At 65.7% G+C, this 17,955-nt stretch carries 12 protein-coding genes; 8 read left to right on the forward strand and 4 right to left on the reverse strand.

Translation table 11 applies throughout. From position 1 onward, the window contains the following. Positions 1-68: 68 nt before the first annotated feature. Complete coding sequence (locus tag BLS55_RS05620; protein ID WP_092153388.1) at positions 69-1,517, reverse strand: radical SAM family protein; 1,449 nt, start codon at positions 1,515-1,517, stop codon at positions 69-71. 80 nt (positions 1,518-1,597) lie between these two features. Between BLS55_RS05620 and BLS55_RS05625 the strand changes: the two genes are divergently transcribed. Beyond that, positions 1,598-1,969, forward strand: coding sequence for a hypothetical protein (locus BLS55_RS05625; RefSeq protein WP_092153389.1), 372 nt, complete (start codon positions 1,598-1,600; stop codon positions 1,967-1,969). Between the two features lie 129 nt (positions 1,970-2,098). On the opposite strand, the gene BLS55_RS05630 is transcribed toward BLS55_RS05625, so the two are convergent. After that, positions 2,099-3,097, reverse strand: a complete 999-nt coding sequence (locus tag BLS55_RS05630; protein ID WP_092153390.1) for a glycosyltransferase family protein — start codon at positions 3,095-3,097, stop codon at positions 2,099-2,101. Positions 3,098-3,284: 187 nt separating this feature from the next. Between BLS55_RS05630 and BLS55_RS05635 the strand changes: the two genes are divergently transcribed. The 7 genes from BLS55_RS05635 (at position 3,285) to lon (ending at position 15,444) form a co-directional block, all read left to right on the forward strand. Further along, positions 3,285-6,656, forward strand: a complete 3,372-nt coding sequence (locus tag BLS55_RS05635) for an AsmA family protein (RefSeq protein WP_092153391.1) — start codon at positions 3,285-3,287, stop codon at positions 6,654-6,656. 426 nt (positions 6,657-7,082) lie between these two features. Continuing rightward, positions 7,083-7,754 (forward strand): adenylate kinase, encoded by a 672-nt coding sequence (locus BLS55_RS05640; RefSeq protein ID WP_092153392.1) that lies wholly within the window; start codon positions 7,083-7,085, stop codon positions 7,752-7,754. Between the two features lie 249 nt (positions 7,755-8,003). Further along, the gene (locus BLS55_RS05645; RefSeq protein WP_092153393.1) at positions 8,004-8,225 is read left to right on the forward strand and encodes a TraR/DksA family transcriptional regulator; all 222 of its coding nucleotides are present in this window, start codon (positions 8,004-8,006) and stop codon (positions 8,223-8,225) included. A gap of 1,202 nt (positions 8,226-9,427) precedes the next feature. Then, positions 9,428-10,774, forward strand: coding sequence for a trigger factor (tig, locus tag BLS55_RS05650; protein WP_092153394.1), 1,347 nt, complete (start codon positions 9,428-9,430; stop codon positions 10,772-10,774). A gap of 275 nt (positions 10,775-11,049) precedes the next feature. Then, positions 11,050-11,658 (forward strand): ATP-dependent Clp endopeptidase proteolytic subunit ClpP, encoded by a 609-nt coding sequence (gene clpP / locus BLS55_RS05655; protein ID WP_092153395.1) that lies wholly within the window; start codon positions 11,050-11,052, stop codon positions 11,656-11,658. Between the two features lies 1 nt (position 11,659). Continuing rightward, positions 11,660-12,943, forward strand: coding sequence for an ATP-dependent Clp protease ATP-binding subunit ClpX (gene clpX, locus BLS55_RS05660; RefSeq protein ID WP_092153396.1), 1,284 nt, complete (start codon positions 11,660-11,662; stop codon positions 12,941-12,943). 56 nt (positions 12,944-12,999) lie between these two features. Beyond that, positions 13,000-15,444, forward strand: a complete 2,445-nt coding sequence (gene lon, locus BLS55_RS05665; RefSeq protein WP_092153397.1) for an endopeptidase La — start codon at positions 13,000-13,002, stop codon at positions 15,442-15,444. Between the two features lie 98 nt (positions 15,445-15,542). Here lon and BLS55_RS05670 read toward each other — a convergent pair whose 3' ends face one another. Further along, complete coding sequence (locus BLS55_RS05670) at positions 15,543-15,833, reverse strand: HMA2 domain-containing protein (RefSeq protein ID WP_257243147.1); 291 nt, start codon at positions 15,831-15,833, stop codon at positions 15,543-15,545. Further along, complete coding sequence (locus tag BLS55_RS05675) at positions 15,808-17,946, reverse strand: heavy metal translocating P-type ATPase (protein ID WP_092153398.1); 2,139 nt, start codon at positions 17,944-17,946, stop codon at positions 15,808-15,810. The genes BLS55_RS05670 and BLS55_RS05675 overlap by 26 nt, the downstream gene beginning before the upstream one ends. Positions 17,947-17,955 lie beyond the last annotated feature (9 nt).

Genomic DNA, 17,955 nt, shown 5'->3' on the forward strand with positions numbered 1-17,955 from the left:
TGGGGGGAAGGGGAAACTTTTGTCCACAAAAGTTTCCCCTTCCCCCCACACAACGCTTCAATATCCCCTCACTCCTCCCCTTCTTCAAGCTCCGGTTTCGGCATCTGCCATTGGCCGGGGAGAGGGGCGGCGATAGCGGCCTGCGTGCCCAGGTAGGGGTTGAAGTAGCCGTAGCGCAGCCAGGGACAGGATTTTTTGAGGCGTTTCATGAAGCGGATCAGGCCCATGCCGGGTTCGGGCGGGGCGGCGTCCGGGGGAAGCCCTGGCGCGTCCGGCGAGGCGGCGTTTGCGGGTACGGCGGCTGCAGTTGCGGGGCTGGCGGGGGGCTGGTTCGGGTTCGGTTCGCACATGCGGCGGCAGTGCCATTCCGGGTCAATATTAAGGTTGCGCCACTGGATCATGCTCACGCCGTCTTCGCCCACCAGGCGGGCCAGGGCTTCCAGCTCGGCTTCCGTATCGGTGAGGCCGGGGAAGTAGAGCAAATTGAGGGAGACCCAGAGCCCCAGGCGGCGGCCCGTGCGGATGGCTTCGCGCACGTCGTCAAGGCTGTAGTTGGTGGGGCGGTAGTAGCGGGCGTAGGCTTCGGGGCGGGCGCTGTTGAGGCTTACCCGCAGGCTGGTGAGCCCGGCCTGGGCCAGGCGGGCCACGGCATCAGGGCGGGAGGCGTTGGTATTGCAGTTGACGGTGCCTTCGCCGCCCTGGGTGCGGAAGAGGCGGACGCTTGCTTCCAGGAGGTCGGGATTCATGAGGGGGTCGCCCTCGCAGCCCTGGCCGAAGGAGTAGATGGGCGTGCGGGTTTCGCGCGCGGCGTGGATGGTCATGACCTGGGCCACTTCTTCGGGGCTGGGGGTGAATTCCAGACGGCACTGGGGCGTGGCGACGATGGGCGAGCCCGCCTCCTGGGCGGAGATGCAGCCCACGCAGCGGGCGTTGCAGGTGCGGGAGGTGGGCAGGGGGGCCTCGTAGCGGCCCAGGGCGAAGTTGCGGGCCGCGGGGCAGTCGTAGCGGGCCACGCAGTTGTTGAGGATATGGCCGATGAGGCGGTTTTGGGGGTAGTCGCGCAGCAATTGGCGCGCGCCCTGTTCGATGCGTTTGCGCGGGATATGGGCGAAGACCTGACGGGGGTCGTCGTCCACGCGGCGGGCGCAGATGTAGAAGCGCCCGTGGGCGAAGCCTACTGCGCCGTAGGCGAAGAGGGGCAGCAGGGGGGCGCCGGGCTCGGTTTCGTAGGCCGGGTGGGCGGCCAGGGTATGCCCCGGCGCGGCAAAAGCGGCCACGGCCAGGGGGGCCTCGCCCTCAGGTTCGCGCATGCAGCCTGTTTCCGGGTCCAGGCCCACGGCCCGGCGGCCGGGCAGCAGAAAAAATTCGCTTTCTTCCGGCAGGGGAATGAGCTCGTCCGGCCGGGGCAGACCCCATTCCGCGCCCCGGCGGCAGACCATGAGCAGCTGAGGATCGTCGTAGATATTGCCCTGGGCGTCGGCCATGACCAGGTGCGGCGTCACATGTCTGGCAGCCATAAAACCTCCTTGCCCCCGCGTAAGCGAACGGCTATAACAACAGGCCGGGCCCGCCCGGCCCGCAGTTTGGGAGGCCCGCCGTGTTTTCGTTCATGCTCTTCATCTTTCTTTGTTTTTTCGGCATCCTGGCCGCGCTTTTTTACATGCTGCGCAGTCAGGAAAAGCTCTGTCAGTCCCTGCGGGAGGAGCACGCGCAGCTGCGCGTCCTGCTGCGCGCCCTGGAATCCCGCCTGGACGTCCTGTGCGACGCGCATGGGGAGGGCGGCGCGCCGTCCCGCGCCGTGGATCTTTCCAGCCGCGCGGCCTCGGCCGAAGATCCTTTGCTGCGGCTGAGCTTTGACGCCCCTGATGCGGAGGCGCAGCCCCGCCGCGGGCGCGGCGCAAGCGAAGGCGTGGTGGACCCGGCGCTGGACCTGCATTTTGACCCTGAGGAAGATGCGCCGCGCCGGTAAGATGACCGTTTGCCCTGCCGATTTCAATGGGAATTTCCGGCGGTTGGGGCGGCGTTCCGGCGGCTCAGAACGGCAGACCGCGCGGCCGCAGCTTGCAGCACGGCCTGTGCGGCGCAGGGCGGTGGGAGTTTATACGCTTCCTCTGGCGGCGTCCAGGTAGGCCTGGCGCAGGGCCGGGACGGCGCTGGCCTCGGCCTGGGCCAGATAGAGCAGACGCAGGGAAGATTCCCGGATCAGGGCAGCGCGGCGGCGTCGGCGGCGCTGCAGGGCCGGGGCCGCGGCGAGCAGCGCGCGGACGCGCAGGGTAAAGGCCTGCGCCCGGTGCCGTTCCCGATGGGCGGCGTCCACGGCGGCCAGCCCGGCCAGCCCCATGGCCGCGGCCTCGCGCGGATGTTCCAGCAGGCGGCTGATGTGGCGGCAGGCATCTTCCACATTGTCGGGCTCGTAACAGCAAAGCTGCACGCCCTCGGCGAACAGATCCGCAAGACCGTGGCCGATACGCGGCGTTGCCAGGCAGCAGCCGCAGCCCAGGGCCTCGAAGACGCGAAAGTTGAGATCGCCGTGCTCGCAGTGGTTGAGGACGACGCGGGCGCGGGGGTAGAGCCCCCGGTAAGGGCCGCAGGTTATGCGCAGGCCGGGCAGGCGGGCCTGCAGGGCCTGCAGAAAGGCCGCGCGCCGGGGCAGCTCCGGGCCCTGGCTGCCCACAAAAAGGCAGTCCCAGTCTTTGGGCGCTTGCGGCGCGGGGGCGTCCTCCTGCCAGGCAAAAGCCGGCGACCACCACACCCGCCCGGCGGGCAGAAAGGGCCCCGCAAAGCGCGGCAGATAGTCGCGCAGGGAGACCAGGCAGGCGTCAAAGGACTGAGCGTAGAAAGGCTGCCAGGCGTGGATGTGGGCATCCACACTGTAAAAGACCGTGAGACAGGGAAAGTTTTCCACCCCCAGCACAAAGGGGGGGCGGCTTTTGTCGGCCACCACCAGCACGTCGGGCGTAAAGCCCGCCAGGCGGCAGAGGGCATCCCAGCCAAAGGTTTCCGGCGTTTCAAAATTGTGCGCGGCCACGGCATCCCAGCCGCAGCGGCGCAAGGAGCGACAGAAAAACGGGCTGCCTATCCACAAGAGCCTTGGCATGGAATTCCTTGGGACAAAATATGGGGAACAGCGGCCGCGTTATGGGCGCGGCGGGCCTTCCGGCGGCCCGGCGGTTCCCGTGCCGGGGCGGCCCGGCGCGCTTGCCGCCCTGTTGTCAGGCAATGCCGGATACACTACGCTGAAGACTTAGCCTTGACGCGCGCCAGCGTCAAGGCGCGAGACCGCCATGCTGCTCTACCCCCGATCCATACGCATCCTGCTGCGCGTCCTGCTGGGCCTGCTCCTGAGTCTGGCCCTGCTGGCGCTGGGGCTGGTGCTGCTGGTGCAGAGCAACCCCCGCAACCTTACCGACCGCGCCCTGGCCATGATCGCGGCCCGCAGCGGCCTGCGCGTGAGCGCCGAGGCCGTGAGCGTGGTCATTTTGCCGCTGCCTTCCCTGGCCTTGAGCAACGCGGCGCTGCAGGGCGCGGGGTGGCGGTTCCACACGGCTTACGCCACGGTGCGTCCGGATTTTCTGGCCTTGCTGCGCGGGGATTTCGTTCCCCGCCATGTGCGGCTGCTGCGCCCCCGCCTGGAGGGGAGCGTGCCCTTGCCCCTGGCCGCGCTGCTGCCGGGCGGGGATGCAACGCCTGCCGCAACGCCGGACGGGCAAAAAGAAACCGCCGCGCCCGCCGCAAAGCCCAGCGACGACCAGGGGGCCGTTGCGCCTCCCTCCGTTGCCGCGCCCGCGCCGACGACCGCCGCCGGGCTTCCCGCATCCCCCCCACCCGCCGCGGCCGCGCGCGCTTTGCCCGATCTTGCCGCCCTGGGCCTTACCGGCCGTTGCCGCCTGAGCGTCACCGACGGCGCGGCCCTGGTGGCAGGTACGGACAAGGCCGTGCTGCGCCTGGAAAAGCTGGACTGCGACCTGGACCTGACCCCGCCCGCGCGGCTCAAGGGGCGGCTCAGCCTGGCCCTGGCCCGGCTGGAGCCGAAGAACGCCCCGCCCTGGCAGCTTGGCGACCTGCAGGCAGAAGGCCGCACAGATCTGAGCGCCCCCTTGGAGCGCAGCCCCCGCCTGACCGTGGGGGGGGAACTGCGCTCACCCGGCCTGGTGGAGCGGCTGCGCCTGGAAGGCACGCTCACGGCCGACGCCGCGGGCTGGACCCTGCGCCCCGTTTTGAGCGGAGAGCTGCGCAAGGACGGCGTGGCCCTGCCTTTTCGCCTTACGGGCGCGGCCTCCCTGCGCAACAGCGCCGCCCGCAGCGTGCGGCTGGATAACGTGCGCCTGCACCTTGACAGGGACGACGTGGCCCTGGACGGACGGCTGACCCTGGATGCCGCGGCTCCGGGCGGCTTCAGCCTGGAGGGCCGCCTGCGGCTCATCCGCGCGAGCCTGACCCAGTGGCTGGGCTTTGGGCGGATTATTGCCCCCGGCCTGCAGTGGGCCCTGGACGATCTCACGGAAGGAACCTTGGATTTTTCTCTGGACGGCGCAGGCCTGCGCGTGCCGCACATTGCGGTGAGCGCCGCGGGCAGCCGGTTTACGGGTTCCGGCGGCGTGGCCCGGTGGAGCAAGCCCGAGCTGGATCTGGACCTGCGCGCCCCGCGCGTGAACCTAGGCCGCGCCCTGCCAGAATCCCTGGGCACGCTGCCGGCGGAACCGCAGTTCGGCCACGGGCCCTTTACGCCGCTGCCCGGCGCGCCCGTGCTGCCCGGAGAGGCGGGCCTGGACTACAATATCCGTCTGGCGGCGGACAAGGTGGATTACGGCCCCCTAGTCATCGACAATGCCCTGGTGGTCATCCGGCAGGGCCTGGTGGACGCGACAACCCGGCTGGAAGACACGGTGCTGGAGGTTTCCGGCGGGCTGTACGGCGGCAGCGTCAAAGGCGAGACCGTGCTGGGCGGAGACAAGAGCCTGCCCTACGCCATCCGCATGCGCTTCCGCAATGTGGACGGCACGGCCCTGGGCCGGGCGCTCCCGGTCATGCCCGTGAGCGGCGGCAGCCTGCGCGCTGATGTGGATATTCTGAGCCAGGGGCGGGAGCTGGACGTTTTTTTGCGCAGCCTGCGGGGCACGGTGAACGCCCGTGCCGAGCGGGGCAGGCTGCGCAGCCTGCACGGCGGGCCAAAGGCCGGCGCGGGGGACGCGGCCTTTGGCGCGCTGGATGTGGGCCTGAAACTCAAAGGCGGAGCCTGGGACCAGAGCCGCCTGGGGCTGGACGGCCAGTGGACCGCCGCCCTGACGGACACGGGCCTGGAAGCCCGCACAGAGCTTAACGGCACTCTCTGGTTCGGCGGCGACGGCAGCGGCGGCGGCGATATGGAGATCAAAAACGTGCCAGGGGCCTGCTCCCTGACCCTGAGCCCGGAGCGCGCGGGGCGGCCGGAAGGGCTCAAGGCCTCGGTATCCGGCACGTTTGCCTGCCGGGCGGCGCGCGGCCAGCTCAGCGTGCGCGAGGGGCACATCAATGCCCTGGGGGCCGAAGCCCACGGCGACGTGCAGGTCACCCTGGGGGCCAGCCCATCCTGGCAGGGCAAACTTTCCGCCTACAGCCCGGACCTTGGCCGCACGCTGCGCCTGGCGGGCTACCCTGCCGCCGTGCCCGCTGCCTGGAATAAACTGGAAATGGACGCCGCCTTCAAGGGCGAACCCGGCAGTCTGGACCTTTCCGGCATCCGCGCCAGGCTGGACCAGAGCGTGCTGACGGGCAAGCTGAGCCTGGATTGGCGGCAGGCGCTGACCCTGGACTACAGCCTGGCCGTGGACCGCCTGGACCTGGACCGCTACCTCAACGGCGGCAAGGGCGCCGCAGGCACGGGGGGCAAGAGCGCCGCGCAGAAGGATAAAAGCGGCGGCAAAGCCTGGGATCTGCGCTGGCTGCGCGCCCTGAACGCCAAGGGCGAGCTGCGGGTGGGGGAGCTGGTCTCCTGGAAGCTGCGGACCCGCCAGCTGCGCCTGACCAGCAGCCTGGCCAAAGGCCGCCTGCGCTACGAGGCCAAGGCCGCCGATTTTTACGGCGCCCCCCTGCACAATCAGGGCACTATGGTCTTTGACAAAGGCCTCAGCTTTGAGAACGCCCTGGGCGTGGAAAATTTTGATCTCACCGCCGCCAGCCGGGACAGGGGCGGCGCGGCCGTGCTGGGGGGCCGGGGCGTGCTGCACTCTACCGTGCGCGGGCAGATGGAAGGCCCGGGGCAACTGCCCGCCCGCCTGGACGGCTCCTGGGATTTTACCGTGCGGGACGGCTCCTACCAGCGGCGCTCCGGGGACGGCGCGCTTAAGGGCAGCCCCACCCGCTTTGCAGCGGCGGGCGGTTCGGGGATCATTGCCAAGGGCGTGGCCCGAACTAGTGATTTTTATCTCAAGGGCCAGGGCCTGAGTGTGCGCGGGGGCGGTTGGATCGACTTCAACAACGAGACCCTGGACTGCAACTTTACCGTCAACATGAAGAATTTCCCGGATTTCCCTCTGCGCCTTTACGGCAGCCTGGAGAACAGCAAAACCTCCATCGGCGCGGGCACCCTGCTGCTTAACACCATCGGCGGCATCACCCAGGGCTTTATTGACGTGCTCGGCAGCGTGGTGGAAGGGACCTGGCGGCTCTTCCGATAAGGGCGCGGGCGTGGCGCACAAGACGCTGCCTGTGGCGACAATACGGGGCAGGTGCAGGGCTATGGCGCGCGACAGGTGCGGCAGTGGCAGGCGTCGCAAGGGGGCTCGCGCCTGTGCAGACTTGTGCGCGGCGGGGGCGCAGGGCGCTGTCATCCCCTTTTTGGGCAAAAGCGTGCGGCCGGCCAGCCGTGCGCTTGGCTGCAAGGGCCTGGCGGGCGCGCCTTCCCTGTTGGAGGCAACGGATTTTGTTCCGCCGCCCCGTTGACAGAATGGCTGACGGGGGCTAGGGTGACGGTGTGTTCTTTTTTGCACAACCTGGCGGCCTCTGCCGGTTCCACGCAGCGCAGGTCGGGCAACCTTGGCGGGCCGGTGGGCGGCACGCGGCACGCATCATGAAAACAAGCTCTGTAAGCAGGAGGAGACGCGGTGAATATTCTCATTTTCGGACCCAACGGCAGCGGCAAAGGCACCCAGGGCGACCTCATCAAACAGAAGTACAACCTGGCGCACATCGAATCGGGCGCTATTTTCCGCGAGCACATCGGCGGCGGCACGGAGCTGGGCAAGAAGGCCAAGGCCTATATTGACCGCGGCGATCTGGTGCCCGACGAGATCACCATCCCCATGGTGCTGGATACGCTGAAGTCCAAGGGCCAGCACGGCTGGCTGCTGGACGGCTTCCCCCGCAACATGGTGCAGGCCAAAAAGCTGTGGGAGGCCCTGCAGAAAGAGAATATCCCCCTGGACTACGTGGTGGAGATCCTCTTGCCCCGCCAGGTGGCCAAAAACCGCATTATGGGCCGCCGCCTGTGCAAGAACAACAACAACCACCCCAACAACATCTTTATTGACGCCATTAAGCCCAGTGGCGACAAGTGCCGCGTCTGTGGGGGCGATCTTACCGCCCGCTCCGACGACCAGGACGAGGCCGCCATCAACAAACGCCACGACATTTATTACAATGACAAGGATGGCACCTTGGCTGCGGCCTATTTTTTCAAGGACCTGGCTGCCCAGGGCAAGACCAAATATATTGAGCTCAACGGCGAAGGCAGCATTGATTCCATTAAGGAAACGCTGCTTTCCAAGCTGGCCTGACGTTCCGCAGCGCCCGCCCGCGCCCTTGAGAATCCGCGCATTTCCAGGGGGCGCGGGCTGCGGCGCTGTGCTGTCCTCTGCCGGGGCTTTACAGAACCCGCCCGGTGGACTACATATCCGGCTTCGCGCCTTATGGCGCGACACGGCAACCCTGCTGCAGCGGGGTTGCCGCTTGCTTTGATGCCGTCCGGCGGGATTGTCGGGCGGCGTCGGAATACCGGACGCAACGTCCTTTTCAAGGAGTCACGCATGGATGTGTTTGATCAGGCCACAGAATTGGAACGTCTGGACCGCGAATCGGCCCTGGTGCGGGCGCGCGCCGCGGTAGACCGCGGCGGCCCGGAGTGGATAGACGGCGTGGCCTGCTGCCGCGAGTGCGGGGAACCCATTCCGCAAAAACGGCTGGACGCCCTGCCCGGCGTGGGCCTGTGCCGCGCCTGCCAGGAAGAACGGGAAAACGGCGGGCGTTAGCTTTTGGGCGAGCGCAGCCGCAAGGCCGTGCTGTTGCCGCAGAAAAAGGCCGTTGGCTGGTTTGCCGACGGCCTTTTGCGTTGTGGCGCTGTAAAAAATCTTTCTCCACAGTGAGGCCCAATCTTGGCGCAACGCTCCTTGATCCGGGCTGAGTCGTTCTGTTGGGCCTTCTGGGCCTTGCCGACAAAGCCGGCCGCAATTGTGACAACGCCCCGGAATAGGGCAGTTCAACTTTGAAATGCCCTGGCGGCTGCGTGAGCAGACGCCCGCTGTGGAGGCCTAAGCGCAATTTATTTGCGCCGTTAAGCGCCGAAACGAGCGTGCCGTAAACTTTGAGAATGCACATTCTCAAAGGTAATCTGCTCTAGAGCCGCGCCAAACTGCAATAACGAGCGTCCCATATGGGCATTGGCGGCATAACTCCCGCCATGAAGCTCGCGCAAGCGTCTCAGGCTCTACTTGCAATCGCTCCTCAAAATGGGGGGGGGAATTACCCTCCTCTGCCAGGAATACTAACTTTTCAATGGGATATTTTCTGGGGTAGGGTCAACGCAGCGTCTGCCCAAGGATATGGACCGGCTGCGTGAGGGCTAGCTGGTGTGGAAGCGCTGATGCGGGGTTAGGCCCCTTGTCGGCAAGTGCTGGTACCGCAAGGGCTGTCAGGCGTGCAGTGCCCCAGTAGGCCCCCGCTTTCGCGCCCGCATCAGCTATGGCAGGAGGATACCTATGCTTACAATCCAAGTCAACCTGGACAGCCGCGAGATAGAGGTCTGGACCGCCTGACCACGCCCATGAGGGTGTTTTAGTGTTCGATGGGCGGCAGGAAAAATAAAACCCTCCGCCGCAGCAGAGGGTTCTGCCCCTTGTGGGGGGCTGCTGGCTGACGCACAGCCTTAGCTATCTTATAAAGGCATTGGGCCGCATCGTCAACAGCGCATCCCTGAGGCGCGTCAAGCCTTCCCCCACGCCCGCAGGGGTTTGACCTCCAGGCTGACGCTGTTGACACAGTCCTCACCGCGTTGGTACAAACACGCACTTTGCATCGGCCCTTTGCGGCAGCCGCGGTCTTGCCTCATGAATGGAAAAGGCATATGTTGCCCGCGTGCGCAGATTGCGGCCCGCGCCGCCGGTACGGCGGCCGCCGGGCTGACCGGATGGCCGCTCCCTCCCCGCACACTATCCCATCCGAAAAGGAGTCCCTCGTGGAATATAGCGCCGAAGACATCTCGCCCGTAAAGAAAAAGGTCGTCATCACCACCGGGCCGCAGGAAGTGGAAGCGGCCATTCTGGGCACCGTGGCCCTGTACAAGACCTCCGTGCAGGTGGACGGCTTCCGCAAGGGCAAAGCGCCCGCCTCGGTCATTGAACAGCGCTTCCACGACAAAATTTATGAAGAGGCCCGCCAGGATCTCATCAACGTCCACATCAACGACGTCATGCAGCAGCTCGGCGTCGCGCCCCTTTCGGGCATCAATGTGGACGCGCCCCAGAGCTTTGAGCGCGGCAAGGACTACGTCTACAGCATTGAGTTCGAGACCTTGCCCGCCTTTGACCTGCCGCCTTACGAGGGGCTTGAGGTGGAGCAGGAAAAAGTCCAGGTGGACCCCAAGGAAGTGGAGGACGTGCTCGACCACCTGCGGCGTGAGCGCGCCCAGCTTGTGCCCGTGGAGGGCGCGGGCCCGGCCGTGGACGGCCAGGTCGCCAGCCTGAACTTTGCCGCCTACGCCGAGGACGGCACGCCCGTGGAAGGCATCAAGGCAGAGAATTTTGACCTGGCCATTGGCGAAGGCCAGGCCCTGGAAGATTTTGAAGCCCTGGTCAAGACCGTGCCCTACGGCCAGGAAGGCCAGGGGCAGATCCACTTTCCCGACGATTTTCTGGCCAAAGACCTGGCCGGCAAAACCGTCACCATGAAGGTGAAGGTGCATGCCATCAAGGAACGTAAGCTGCCGGAGCTCAACGACGACTTTGCCAAAAGCCTGGGCAAGGACACCGTGGCGGCCCTGCGCGAGGCCATTACGGACAGCTACGCCCGCAGCCGCACCAGCCTGAGCAAGAGCGCCGCCCAGAAAAGCCTGCTGGACAGCATGCTCAAAATGGTTACCTTTGAGCTGCCGCCCAGCCTGGTGGAAACCCAGATGCGCACCCTGCTGGGGGATATGGCCGCCCGGCTGGAGCGCCAGGGGCGCAGCCTGCAGGCCCTGGGCAAGAGCTTGGAAGAGCTGCGCAAGGAGCTGCAGCCTGAGGCCGAGGGGTTGACCCGCGCCGAGGTGCTGCTGCTTTCCATCGCCAAAAAGGAAGGGCTTGAGGTAAGCGAAACCGAGGTTTCCACCCAGCTCTACCGCCACTCCCTGCAATCGGGCGAGGATTTCAAGACCCTGCGCGAGGAATATGAGCGCACCGGTATGATTTTTGTTCTGCGCGATCGCCTCCTGGCCGATAAGGCCATGGACCTGGTTTACGAGCGGGCCAAGGTGACAGAAGTGGAGCCCAAGCCCGCGCCGCAGGAACCGGCCGCCCCGGCGGACGGCGCGGAGGCCCAGGCCTGAGGCCGGGCGCGCGAACTGCGCGCGCGGGGGCGACATGGCCTGAGCGGCAAGCTGCTTCCTGTCGCGCCGCAGCCCGCGCGGACCTTATATTTCTTGGGCGGCGCGGGGAAGGTTTCCTCCTACGGAGGGGCCTTCCCCGCACCGGGTTCAGCGTCCCGCCGGTTTTCCGCGCCGACCGCGGCGGAAGGAAGGCGGACGCGGGCCCGGCCGCCCCTCACCCTCCGGCGGCGCACGCCGCCCCATCCGGCCCTCCGGGGCCGCGCAGCGAGGTTGCCATGTCCCTGGTTCCCATGGTCATTGAGACTACCGGCCGTTCCGAACGCGCCTACGATATTTATTCCCGCCTGCTCAAAGACCGCATCGTGCTGCTGGGCTCCGAGGTTAACGACGCCGTGGCCTCGCTTATCTGCGCCCAGCTCCTGTTCCTGGAATCGCAGGATCCGGAAAAGGAAGTCTACCTCTACATCAACTCCCCCGGCGGTTCCGTGACGGCGGGCCTGGCCATTTACGACACCATGCGCTTCATTTCCTCGCCCGTGTCCACGGTCTGCATGGGCCGCGCGGCCAGCATGGGCGCGTTTTTGCTGGCGGCGGGCAAGCCCGGCATGCGCTTTGCATTGCCCAACAGTCAGATCATGATCCACCAGCCTTCGGGCGGCTTTCAGGGCCAGGCCACGGATATTGAAATCCACGCCCGCGAGGTGCTGCGCCTCAAAGAACGCCTCAACCGTATGCTGGCGGAAAATACCGGCAAACCGTACAAGGATGTGGTCAAGGCCACGGAACGCGATAATTTTTTGACTCCGGAAGAAGCCAAAGACCTGGGCATCATCGACCGCGTGCTCGTTTCACGCCACGAAATGACCCAGGAAAAGAGCGAATGACATGCCCAAAAAAAAATCACCCACCACGGTAAGCGAGCCTTTGCGCTGCTCCTTCTGCGGCCGCAGCGAGCTTGAGGTGCGCAACCTCATTGTGCAGGACGGCGCCTGCATCTGCGACAAATGCGTCAAGGCCTGCAACGAGATCATCGCCCGCGACCAGATGGAAAGCCCGGAAAACCCTGAGCGCCTGCTCTCCCCCCAGGAGATCAAGGACAAACTCGACCAGTACGTCATCGGACAGAACGAGGCCAAAAAAATCCTGTCCGTGGCCGTGCACAATCATTACAAGCGCGTGTTCTACGCCGACGCCCTGGGCGACGACGTGGAGCTGGAAAAAAGCAACATCCTGCTGGTAGGCCCCTCTGGCAGCGGCAAAACCCTGCTGGCCAAAACCCTGGCCAAAATCCTGCGCGTGCCCTTTGCCATTGCCGACGCCACCACCCTTACCGAAGCGGGCTATGTGGGCGAGGATGTGGAAAACATCCTGGTCCAGCTGCTCCAGAACGCCGATTACGATCTGGAATCCGCCAGCAAGGGCATCATCTATATTGACGAGATCGACAAAATCTCCCGCAAGGGCGACGGCCCCTCCATCACCCGCGACGTGTCGGGCGAAGGCGTGCAGCAGGCCCTGCTCAAAATCATCGAAGGCACCGAGGCCAACATTCCCCCCAAGGGCGGCCGCAAGCACCCGCAGCAGGAATTCATCCGCATGAACACGGGCAACATCCTGTTCATCGTGGGCGGGGCCTTTGTGGGCCTGGACAAAATTGTGGAATCGCGCATGAGCGGCGGGGCCATGGGCTTCGGCGCCAAGGTGCGTGCCAGCAAGGAAATGCCCCTGGGCGAGCTGCTGGACAGGGTGCACCCCCAGGATCTGGTCAAATTCGGCCTTATCCCGGAATTTGTGGGCCGCATCCCCATTATTACCCATGTGGACGAGCTGGACGAGCCGGACCTGGTGCGCATCCTCACCGAGCCCAAGAACGCCCTGGTGCGCCAGTACCAGAAGCTCTTCGGGCTTGAGAACGTGGACCTGCGCTTCACCCCCGACGCCCTCAAGGCCATTGCGGCCAAGGCCATTGAGCGCAAAACCGGCGCGCGCGGCCTGCGCAACGTTATGGAGCGCACCATGCTGGACATCATGTTCAAGCTGCCCTCCATGCCCAATGTGCGCGAATGCCTGATCAACGAGGCCGTCATCAACAAGGGCAAGGAACCTGTGCTCCTGTTCGGCGACGATGCCGCCCCCGCCGGCAAGACCGGCGGCGAAAAAGCGTCCTGACCGGCCGGGCCAACCCGCCGCGCCAAAGGACAGCCCGTCTTCCTGGGGAGAACCGTATGACCGATATGCTGCGTGACGCCGCCGGCGGCGTCGAACTGCCCTTCATGCCCCTGCGCGAAGTGGTCATGTTCCCGCGCTCCATCATGCCCCTTTTTGTGGGGCGAGAAGCCTCCATCAAAGCCATTGAGGCCGCTCAGGCCAGCTACAACAGGCAGATCTTCCTGGTGGCCCAGCGCGAATCCGAGCTGGAAAAGCCCGAGGCCGACGACCTGGCCCCCGTGGGCGTGGTCAGCAAGGTCTTGCAGATGCTGCGCCTGCCCGACGGCACCATCAAAGTGCTTTTTGAAGGCCTCTTCCGCGCCCAGTGGTCAGACCTTGCCGAAACCGAGGCCTGCGCCACCGTGCGGGTGCGCCGCCGCGCCGAAACGCAGAGCCGCCCCGAAGAAGCCCAGGCGCTGGTGCGCGCTGCACACGAAGCCCTGGAAGAATACGGCAAAACCAACAAAAAAATCTCCCAGGAGGCCGTGCTCTCCATCATGGCCCTCAACGAGCCCGGCCCCCTGGCCGACGCCGTTCTGCCCCACCTTAAGGTGGATTATCGCAAGAAACAGGAAGCCCTGGAAATCGACGACGTGACCCTGCGCCTGGAAACCGCCTACGGCCTGCTCCAGAGCGAAGTGGCCCTGGCCACGGTGGAAAAGCGCATCAAAAACCGCGTCAAGGTTCAGATGGAGCGCAACCAGCGCGAATACTACCTCAACGAGCAGATCAAGGCCATCAACAAAGAGATGGGCCGTGAGGACGACCCTCAGGCCGAAGTGGACGAAATTGAGCAGAAGCTCAAAGCCTGCAAAATGCCCGAAGAGGCCCGCCAGAAGGCCCTGGCCGAAGCCAAAAAGCTGCGCAGCATGCCCCCTTCCGCCGCGGAATACACCGTAGTGCGCAACTATGTGGACTGGATCCTGGACCTGCCCTGGGACGAGCTCAAAGACATCGATATCAATATCGAAAAAGCCCGCGCCATCCTGGACGGCGACCACTACGGCCTGGAAAAGCCCAAGGAACGCATTCTGGAATACCTGGCCGTGCAGAAGCTCTCTCACGGGTTGCGCGGCCCCATCCTCTGCTTCGTCGGCCCCCCCGGCGTGGGCAAAACCTCCCTGGCCAAGTCCGTGGCCCGCGCCACCGGGCGCGACTTCATCCGCCTCTCGTTGGGCGGCGTGCGCGACGAAGCCGAAATCCGCGGCCACCGGCGCACCTATGTGGGCGCGCTGCCCGGCAAAATCATTCAGTCCCTCAAGCGGGTCAAATACAACAATCCCCTCTTCTGCCTGGATGAGGTGGACAAAATGACCTCGGACTACCGCGGCGACCCGGCCTCCGCCCTCCTTGAAGTGCTGGACCCGGAACAGAACAATGCCTTCATGGACCACTACCTGGACCTGGAGTACGACCTTTCCAAGATCTTCTTCATCACCACAGCCAACTCCCTGCACAGCATCCCGGCACCGCTCCTGGACCGCATGGAGATCATTGAGCTCAACAGCTATCTGGAGACGGAAAAGCGCCATATCGCCCGGCAGTTCCTTCTGCCCCGCCAGATTGAAGAGCATGGCCTCAAGCCCGAAAACCTCCGCGTTTCCGACAAGGCCCTGCTGGAAATCATCCGCTCCTATACCCGCGAGGCGGGCGTGCGCAACCTGGAGCGCGAAATCGCCGCCCTCTGCCGCAAAACCGCCATCCGCCTTGTGGAGGAAGACAACCTGGAGCGCAGCGTGACCATCTCGCTCCAGAATCTGCCCACCTTCCTCGGCGTCAAAAAATACCGCCACGACGAGCGCGAAGACACCCCCCAGGTGGGGGTCTGCGCGGGCCTTGCCTACAACCAGCGCGGCGGCGAAATCCTGCTGGTGGAAACCACCCTCATGGCCGGATCCGGCCATGTGGTGACCACCGGCCAGCTGGGCGAAGTGATGACAGAATCGGCCAAGGCCGCGCTCTCTTATGTGCGCTCCCGCGCCGAAGTCCTCGGCCTGGACCCCCGCTTCCACCGCAAGGTGGATATCCACGTCCATGTGCCCGCCGGGGCTACCCCCAAGGACGGCCCCTCCGCAGGCATCACCCTGGCCACCTCCATCACCTCCGCCCTGCTGGGCATCCCCGTGCGCAACGATGTGGCCATGACCGGCGAAATATCCCTGCGCGGCCGGGTGCTGCCCATCGGCGGCCTGCGCGAAAAACTCCTGGCCGCCCGCCGCAGCGGCATCAAAAAAGTTCTCATGCCCCGCGATAACGAAAAAGACCTCAAAGAAGTGCCCGATGAGGTGCTCAAAGACCTCCAGATCGTCTTCGTGGACCATGTGGATGAAGTGCTGCCCCAGGCCCTGGACGCCAGCGCCGAGGAAATCTTCTCCGGCCGCGCCACGGCCCAGCCCCTCTGCCGCACCCTCCGCGCGCCCAAGCACGACAACATGGGCAGCAACCAGCAGCCCGCGCAGTAGCCGGGAATAAACGCGCCTTTTATATGTGTGGGGGGAGGAAACTTTTGTTCACAAAAGTTTCCTCCCCCCACACATATACACACAACAATTCTAGTCTGTTACCCCTGCGGCGGGGTGGCGGGCTTGCCGGCCAGTACGGCGTCCAGGTAGAGGGCCCAGGCTTCGCCCAGGGCAAAAAGGCGTTCACGGGGCAGGGCGGCGCTGTCGTAGTGGATGAGCAGGGATCCGCTCAAGGGGTTGCACTCCACAGCGTGCACGCCGGGCACGGCTTCCATGCCGGATTTGGCAATGCCGGCCACATGTTCGTGCTGCAGGGCCGGGTGGCGGATGCGCACGCGGCCATCCATAAAGCTGCGCACGTATTTAAGCAGATGCAGGGGGGCGCTCAAAACGGACCTCCTCTTCGGGCAGCGCGGGGGGCAGATGGGGGCGCATGGCGTTGAGGGCCACGCCCAGGGTGGTGAGGTTGTGCAGCAGGGCCGAAAGACCGGGACCGAGCAGCATGAACATGCCGCCCAGCAGGAAGAGGCTGTTAAGGGTCATGGTGGCGGCGAAGTTGACGCGGATGCGCCGCAGGGTGCGCTGGCCCAGGAGGCGCGCGCTGACCAGGCCTTCCAGGCTGGGGTGGGTCAGCAGCACGTTGGCCACCTCACGGGCCAGATCCGTGCCGTCGCTCATGGCCACGCCCACCAGGGAAGCGGAAAGGGCCGGCGCGTCGTTGATGCCGTCGCCTACCATAAGAACCTTGCAGCCCTGGTCGGTCAGCTCCTGCACAATGCGGGCCTTGTCTGCGGGCAGCACCTGCGCGCGAAATTCCTCAATGCCCACGCTGGCGGCCACGGCGCGGGCCGTGCGTTCGTCGTCACCCGTGAGCATGAGCACCCGCCTGACGCCCAGGTCGCGCAGGCATTCCACCACGCGCCGGGCCTCAGGCCGCAGGGGATCTTCAATGGCCACCATGCCCGCCGCGCGGTTGTCCTCGCTCATGAAGAGCAGGGAGCGGCCCATGGCGCTCTGGCGCTCCAGCTCCTCGCGCAGGGGGCCCAGGTCCACGCCCTCGTCGTGCTCCACATAGTGGCGGCTGCCCACGCGAATTTTTTTGCCGTGGAGGGTGGAGGCCACGCCGTGGGCCACCACATATTCCACATGGGCGTGTTCCTCTTCGTGCTGCAGCCCTTCCTCGGCGGCCTGGCGCACCACGGCGCGGGCCACGGGATGGGGGAAGTGCTCTTCCAGGCAGGCCATGACGCGCAACACCTCGTCCCGCCGGAAGCCCGGCGCGGGAAAGACGCCGGCCACGGCCGGGCTGGCCTGGGTCAGGGTGCCGGTTTTGTCGAAAACCACGGTATCGGCCTCGTTAAGGGCCTCCAGATAACGGCCGCCCTTGATGGCCATGCCGTGGCGCGCGCCTTCGCGCATGGCGGCCAGCACGGCCAGGGGCGTGGCCAGCTTGAGCGCGCAGGAATAGTCCACCAGCAGCACGGCGGAAGCCTGGCGGAAGTTGCGGGTCAGCAGCCAGACCAGGCCGAAGAGGCCGAAGGTGAAGGGCACGGCCATGTCCGCCAGGCGCTCGTACTTGCCCTGGATGCCCGCTTTGAGGGCTTCGGATTCTTCAATAAATTTTACCACCTGCCGCAGGCGCGTGCCGTCGCCCACGCTTTTGGCGCGGATGACCAGGCGGCCTTCCTCCACGGCGGTGCCGGCATAGACCGTAGCGCCCGGCGTGCGGCGCACGCCCAGGGGTTCACCGGTCATGGAAGACTGGTTCACCAGGGCGCAGCCTTCCACCACCTCGCCGTCCACCGGGATGGATCCGCCGTCGCGCACCACCACCAGATCGCCCTCGCGCACTTGCGCCAGGGGCACGGAAACTTCCGTGCCGTCCGCCAGCAGCCAGACGTTTTCCACATTGAGGGCCAGGCTTTCGGTGAGGGTGGCCAGGGAGCGGCGGCGGGTCCAGTATTCCAGGGTTTCGCCCAGGCCCAGAAGCACGGTCAGCATGCTCACGGTGCGAAAGTCACGCATGAGCAGGGAGGCCCCAATGGCCGCCGCGTCCAGCACGTCTACGCTGAGCCTGCCGCGCAGCAGCGCGCCCGCCCCCTTGCAGAGAAAAGGCACGGCCGCAGCCACGGCGGTGATGATGCGCAGGGCAAAAGGCAGGAAGGGCCGCACAAAGATATAACGAAAAAGAGGCATAAGCCCCTGGGTGGGGGTAAGCTCACCTTCGCCGGGCCCCTGGGGAACGTCCAGGCTGTCGTAGGCGTCGGCCGCGCCCACCAGCAGCGTCAGGGCGTCAGTGCGGGCCTTGTCGTCACTGTAGAACAGCAACAGGCTGCCCGTAACGGGGTTGCAGCGCACGTCCGCAATGCCGGGCAGAGTGGCAAGGGCTCCGGCCAGGGCTTCCGCGCTGGCCGGAGCAAGAGGGGAAGAAGCGCGCACGCGCATTCTGCCGGAAGCGGGCGTGGCAACGCCCCGCAGTTCGTGGACAATATAAAAACGCATGCGCGTGCC

The sequence above is a fragment of the Desulfovibrio legallii genome, from assembly GCF_900102485.1.
Lineage (GTDB): Bacteria > Desulfobacterota > Desulfovibrionia > Desulfovibrionales > Desulfovibrionaceae > Desulfovibrio > Desulfovibrio legallii_A.

Bases quoted from the DNA above. Each gene is read 5' to 3' on its own strand.
- clpP (WP_092153395.1), top strand. From the start codon at position 11,050: ATGTCCCTGGTTCCCATGGTCATTGAGACTACCGGCCGTTCCGAACGC.
- BLS55_RS05675 (WP_092153398.1), bottom strand. From the start codon at position 17,946: ATGCGTTTTTATATTGTCCACGAACTGCGGGGCGTTGCCACGCCCGCT.
- BLS55_RS05630 (WP_092153390.1), bottom strand. From the start codon at position 3,097: ATGCCAAGGCTCTTGTGGATAGGCAGCCCGTTTTTCTGTCGCTCCTTG.
- BLS55_RS05620 (WP_092153388.1), bottom strand. From the start codon at position 1,517: ATGGCTGCCAGACATGTGACGCCGCACCTGGTCATGGCCGACGCCCAG.
- BLS55_RS05635 (WP_092153391.1), top strand. From the start codon at position 3,285: ATGCTGCTCTACCCCCGATCCATACGCATCCTGCTGCGCGTCCTGCTG.
- clpX (WP_092153396.1), top strand. From the start codon at position 11,660: ATGCCCAAAAAAAAATCACCCACCACGGTAAGCGAGCCTTTGCGCTGC.
- lon (WP_092153397.1), top strand. From the start codon at position 13,000: ATGACCGATATGCTGCGTGACGCCGCCGGCGGCGTCGAACTGCCCTTC.
- BLS55_RS05645 (WP_092153393.1), top strand. From the start codon at position 8,004: ATGGATGTGTTTGATCAGGCCACAGAATTGGAACGTCTGGACCGCGAA.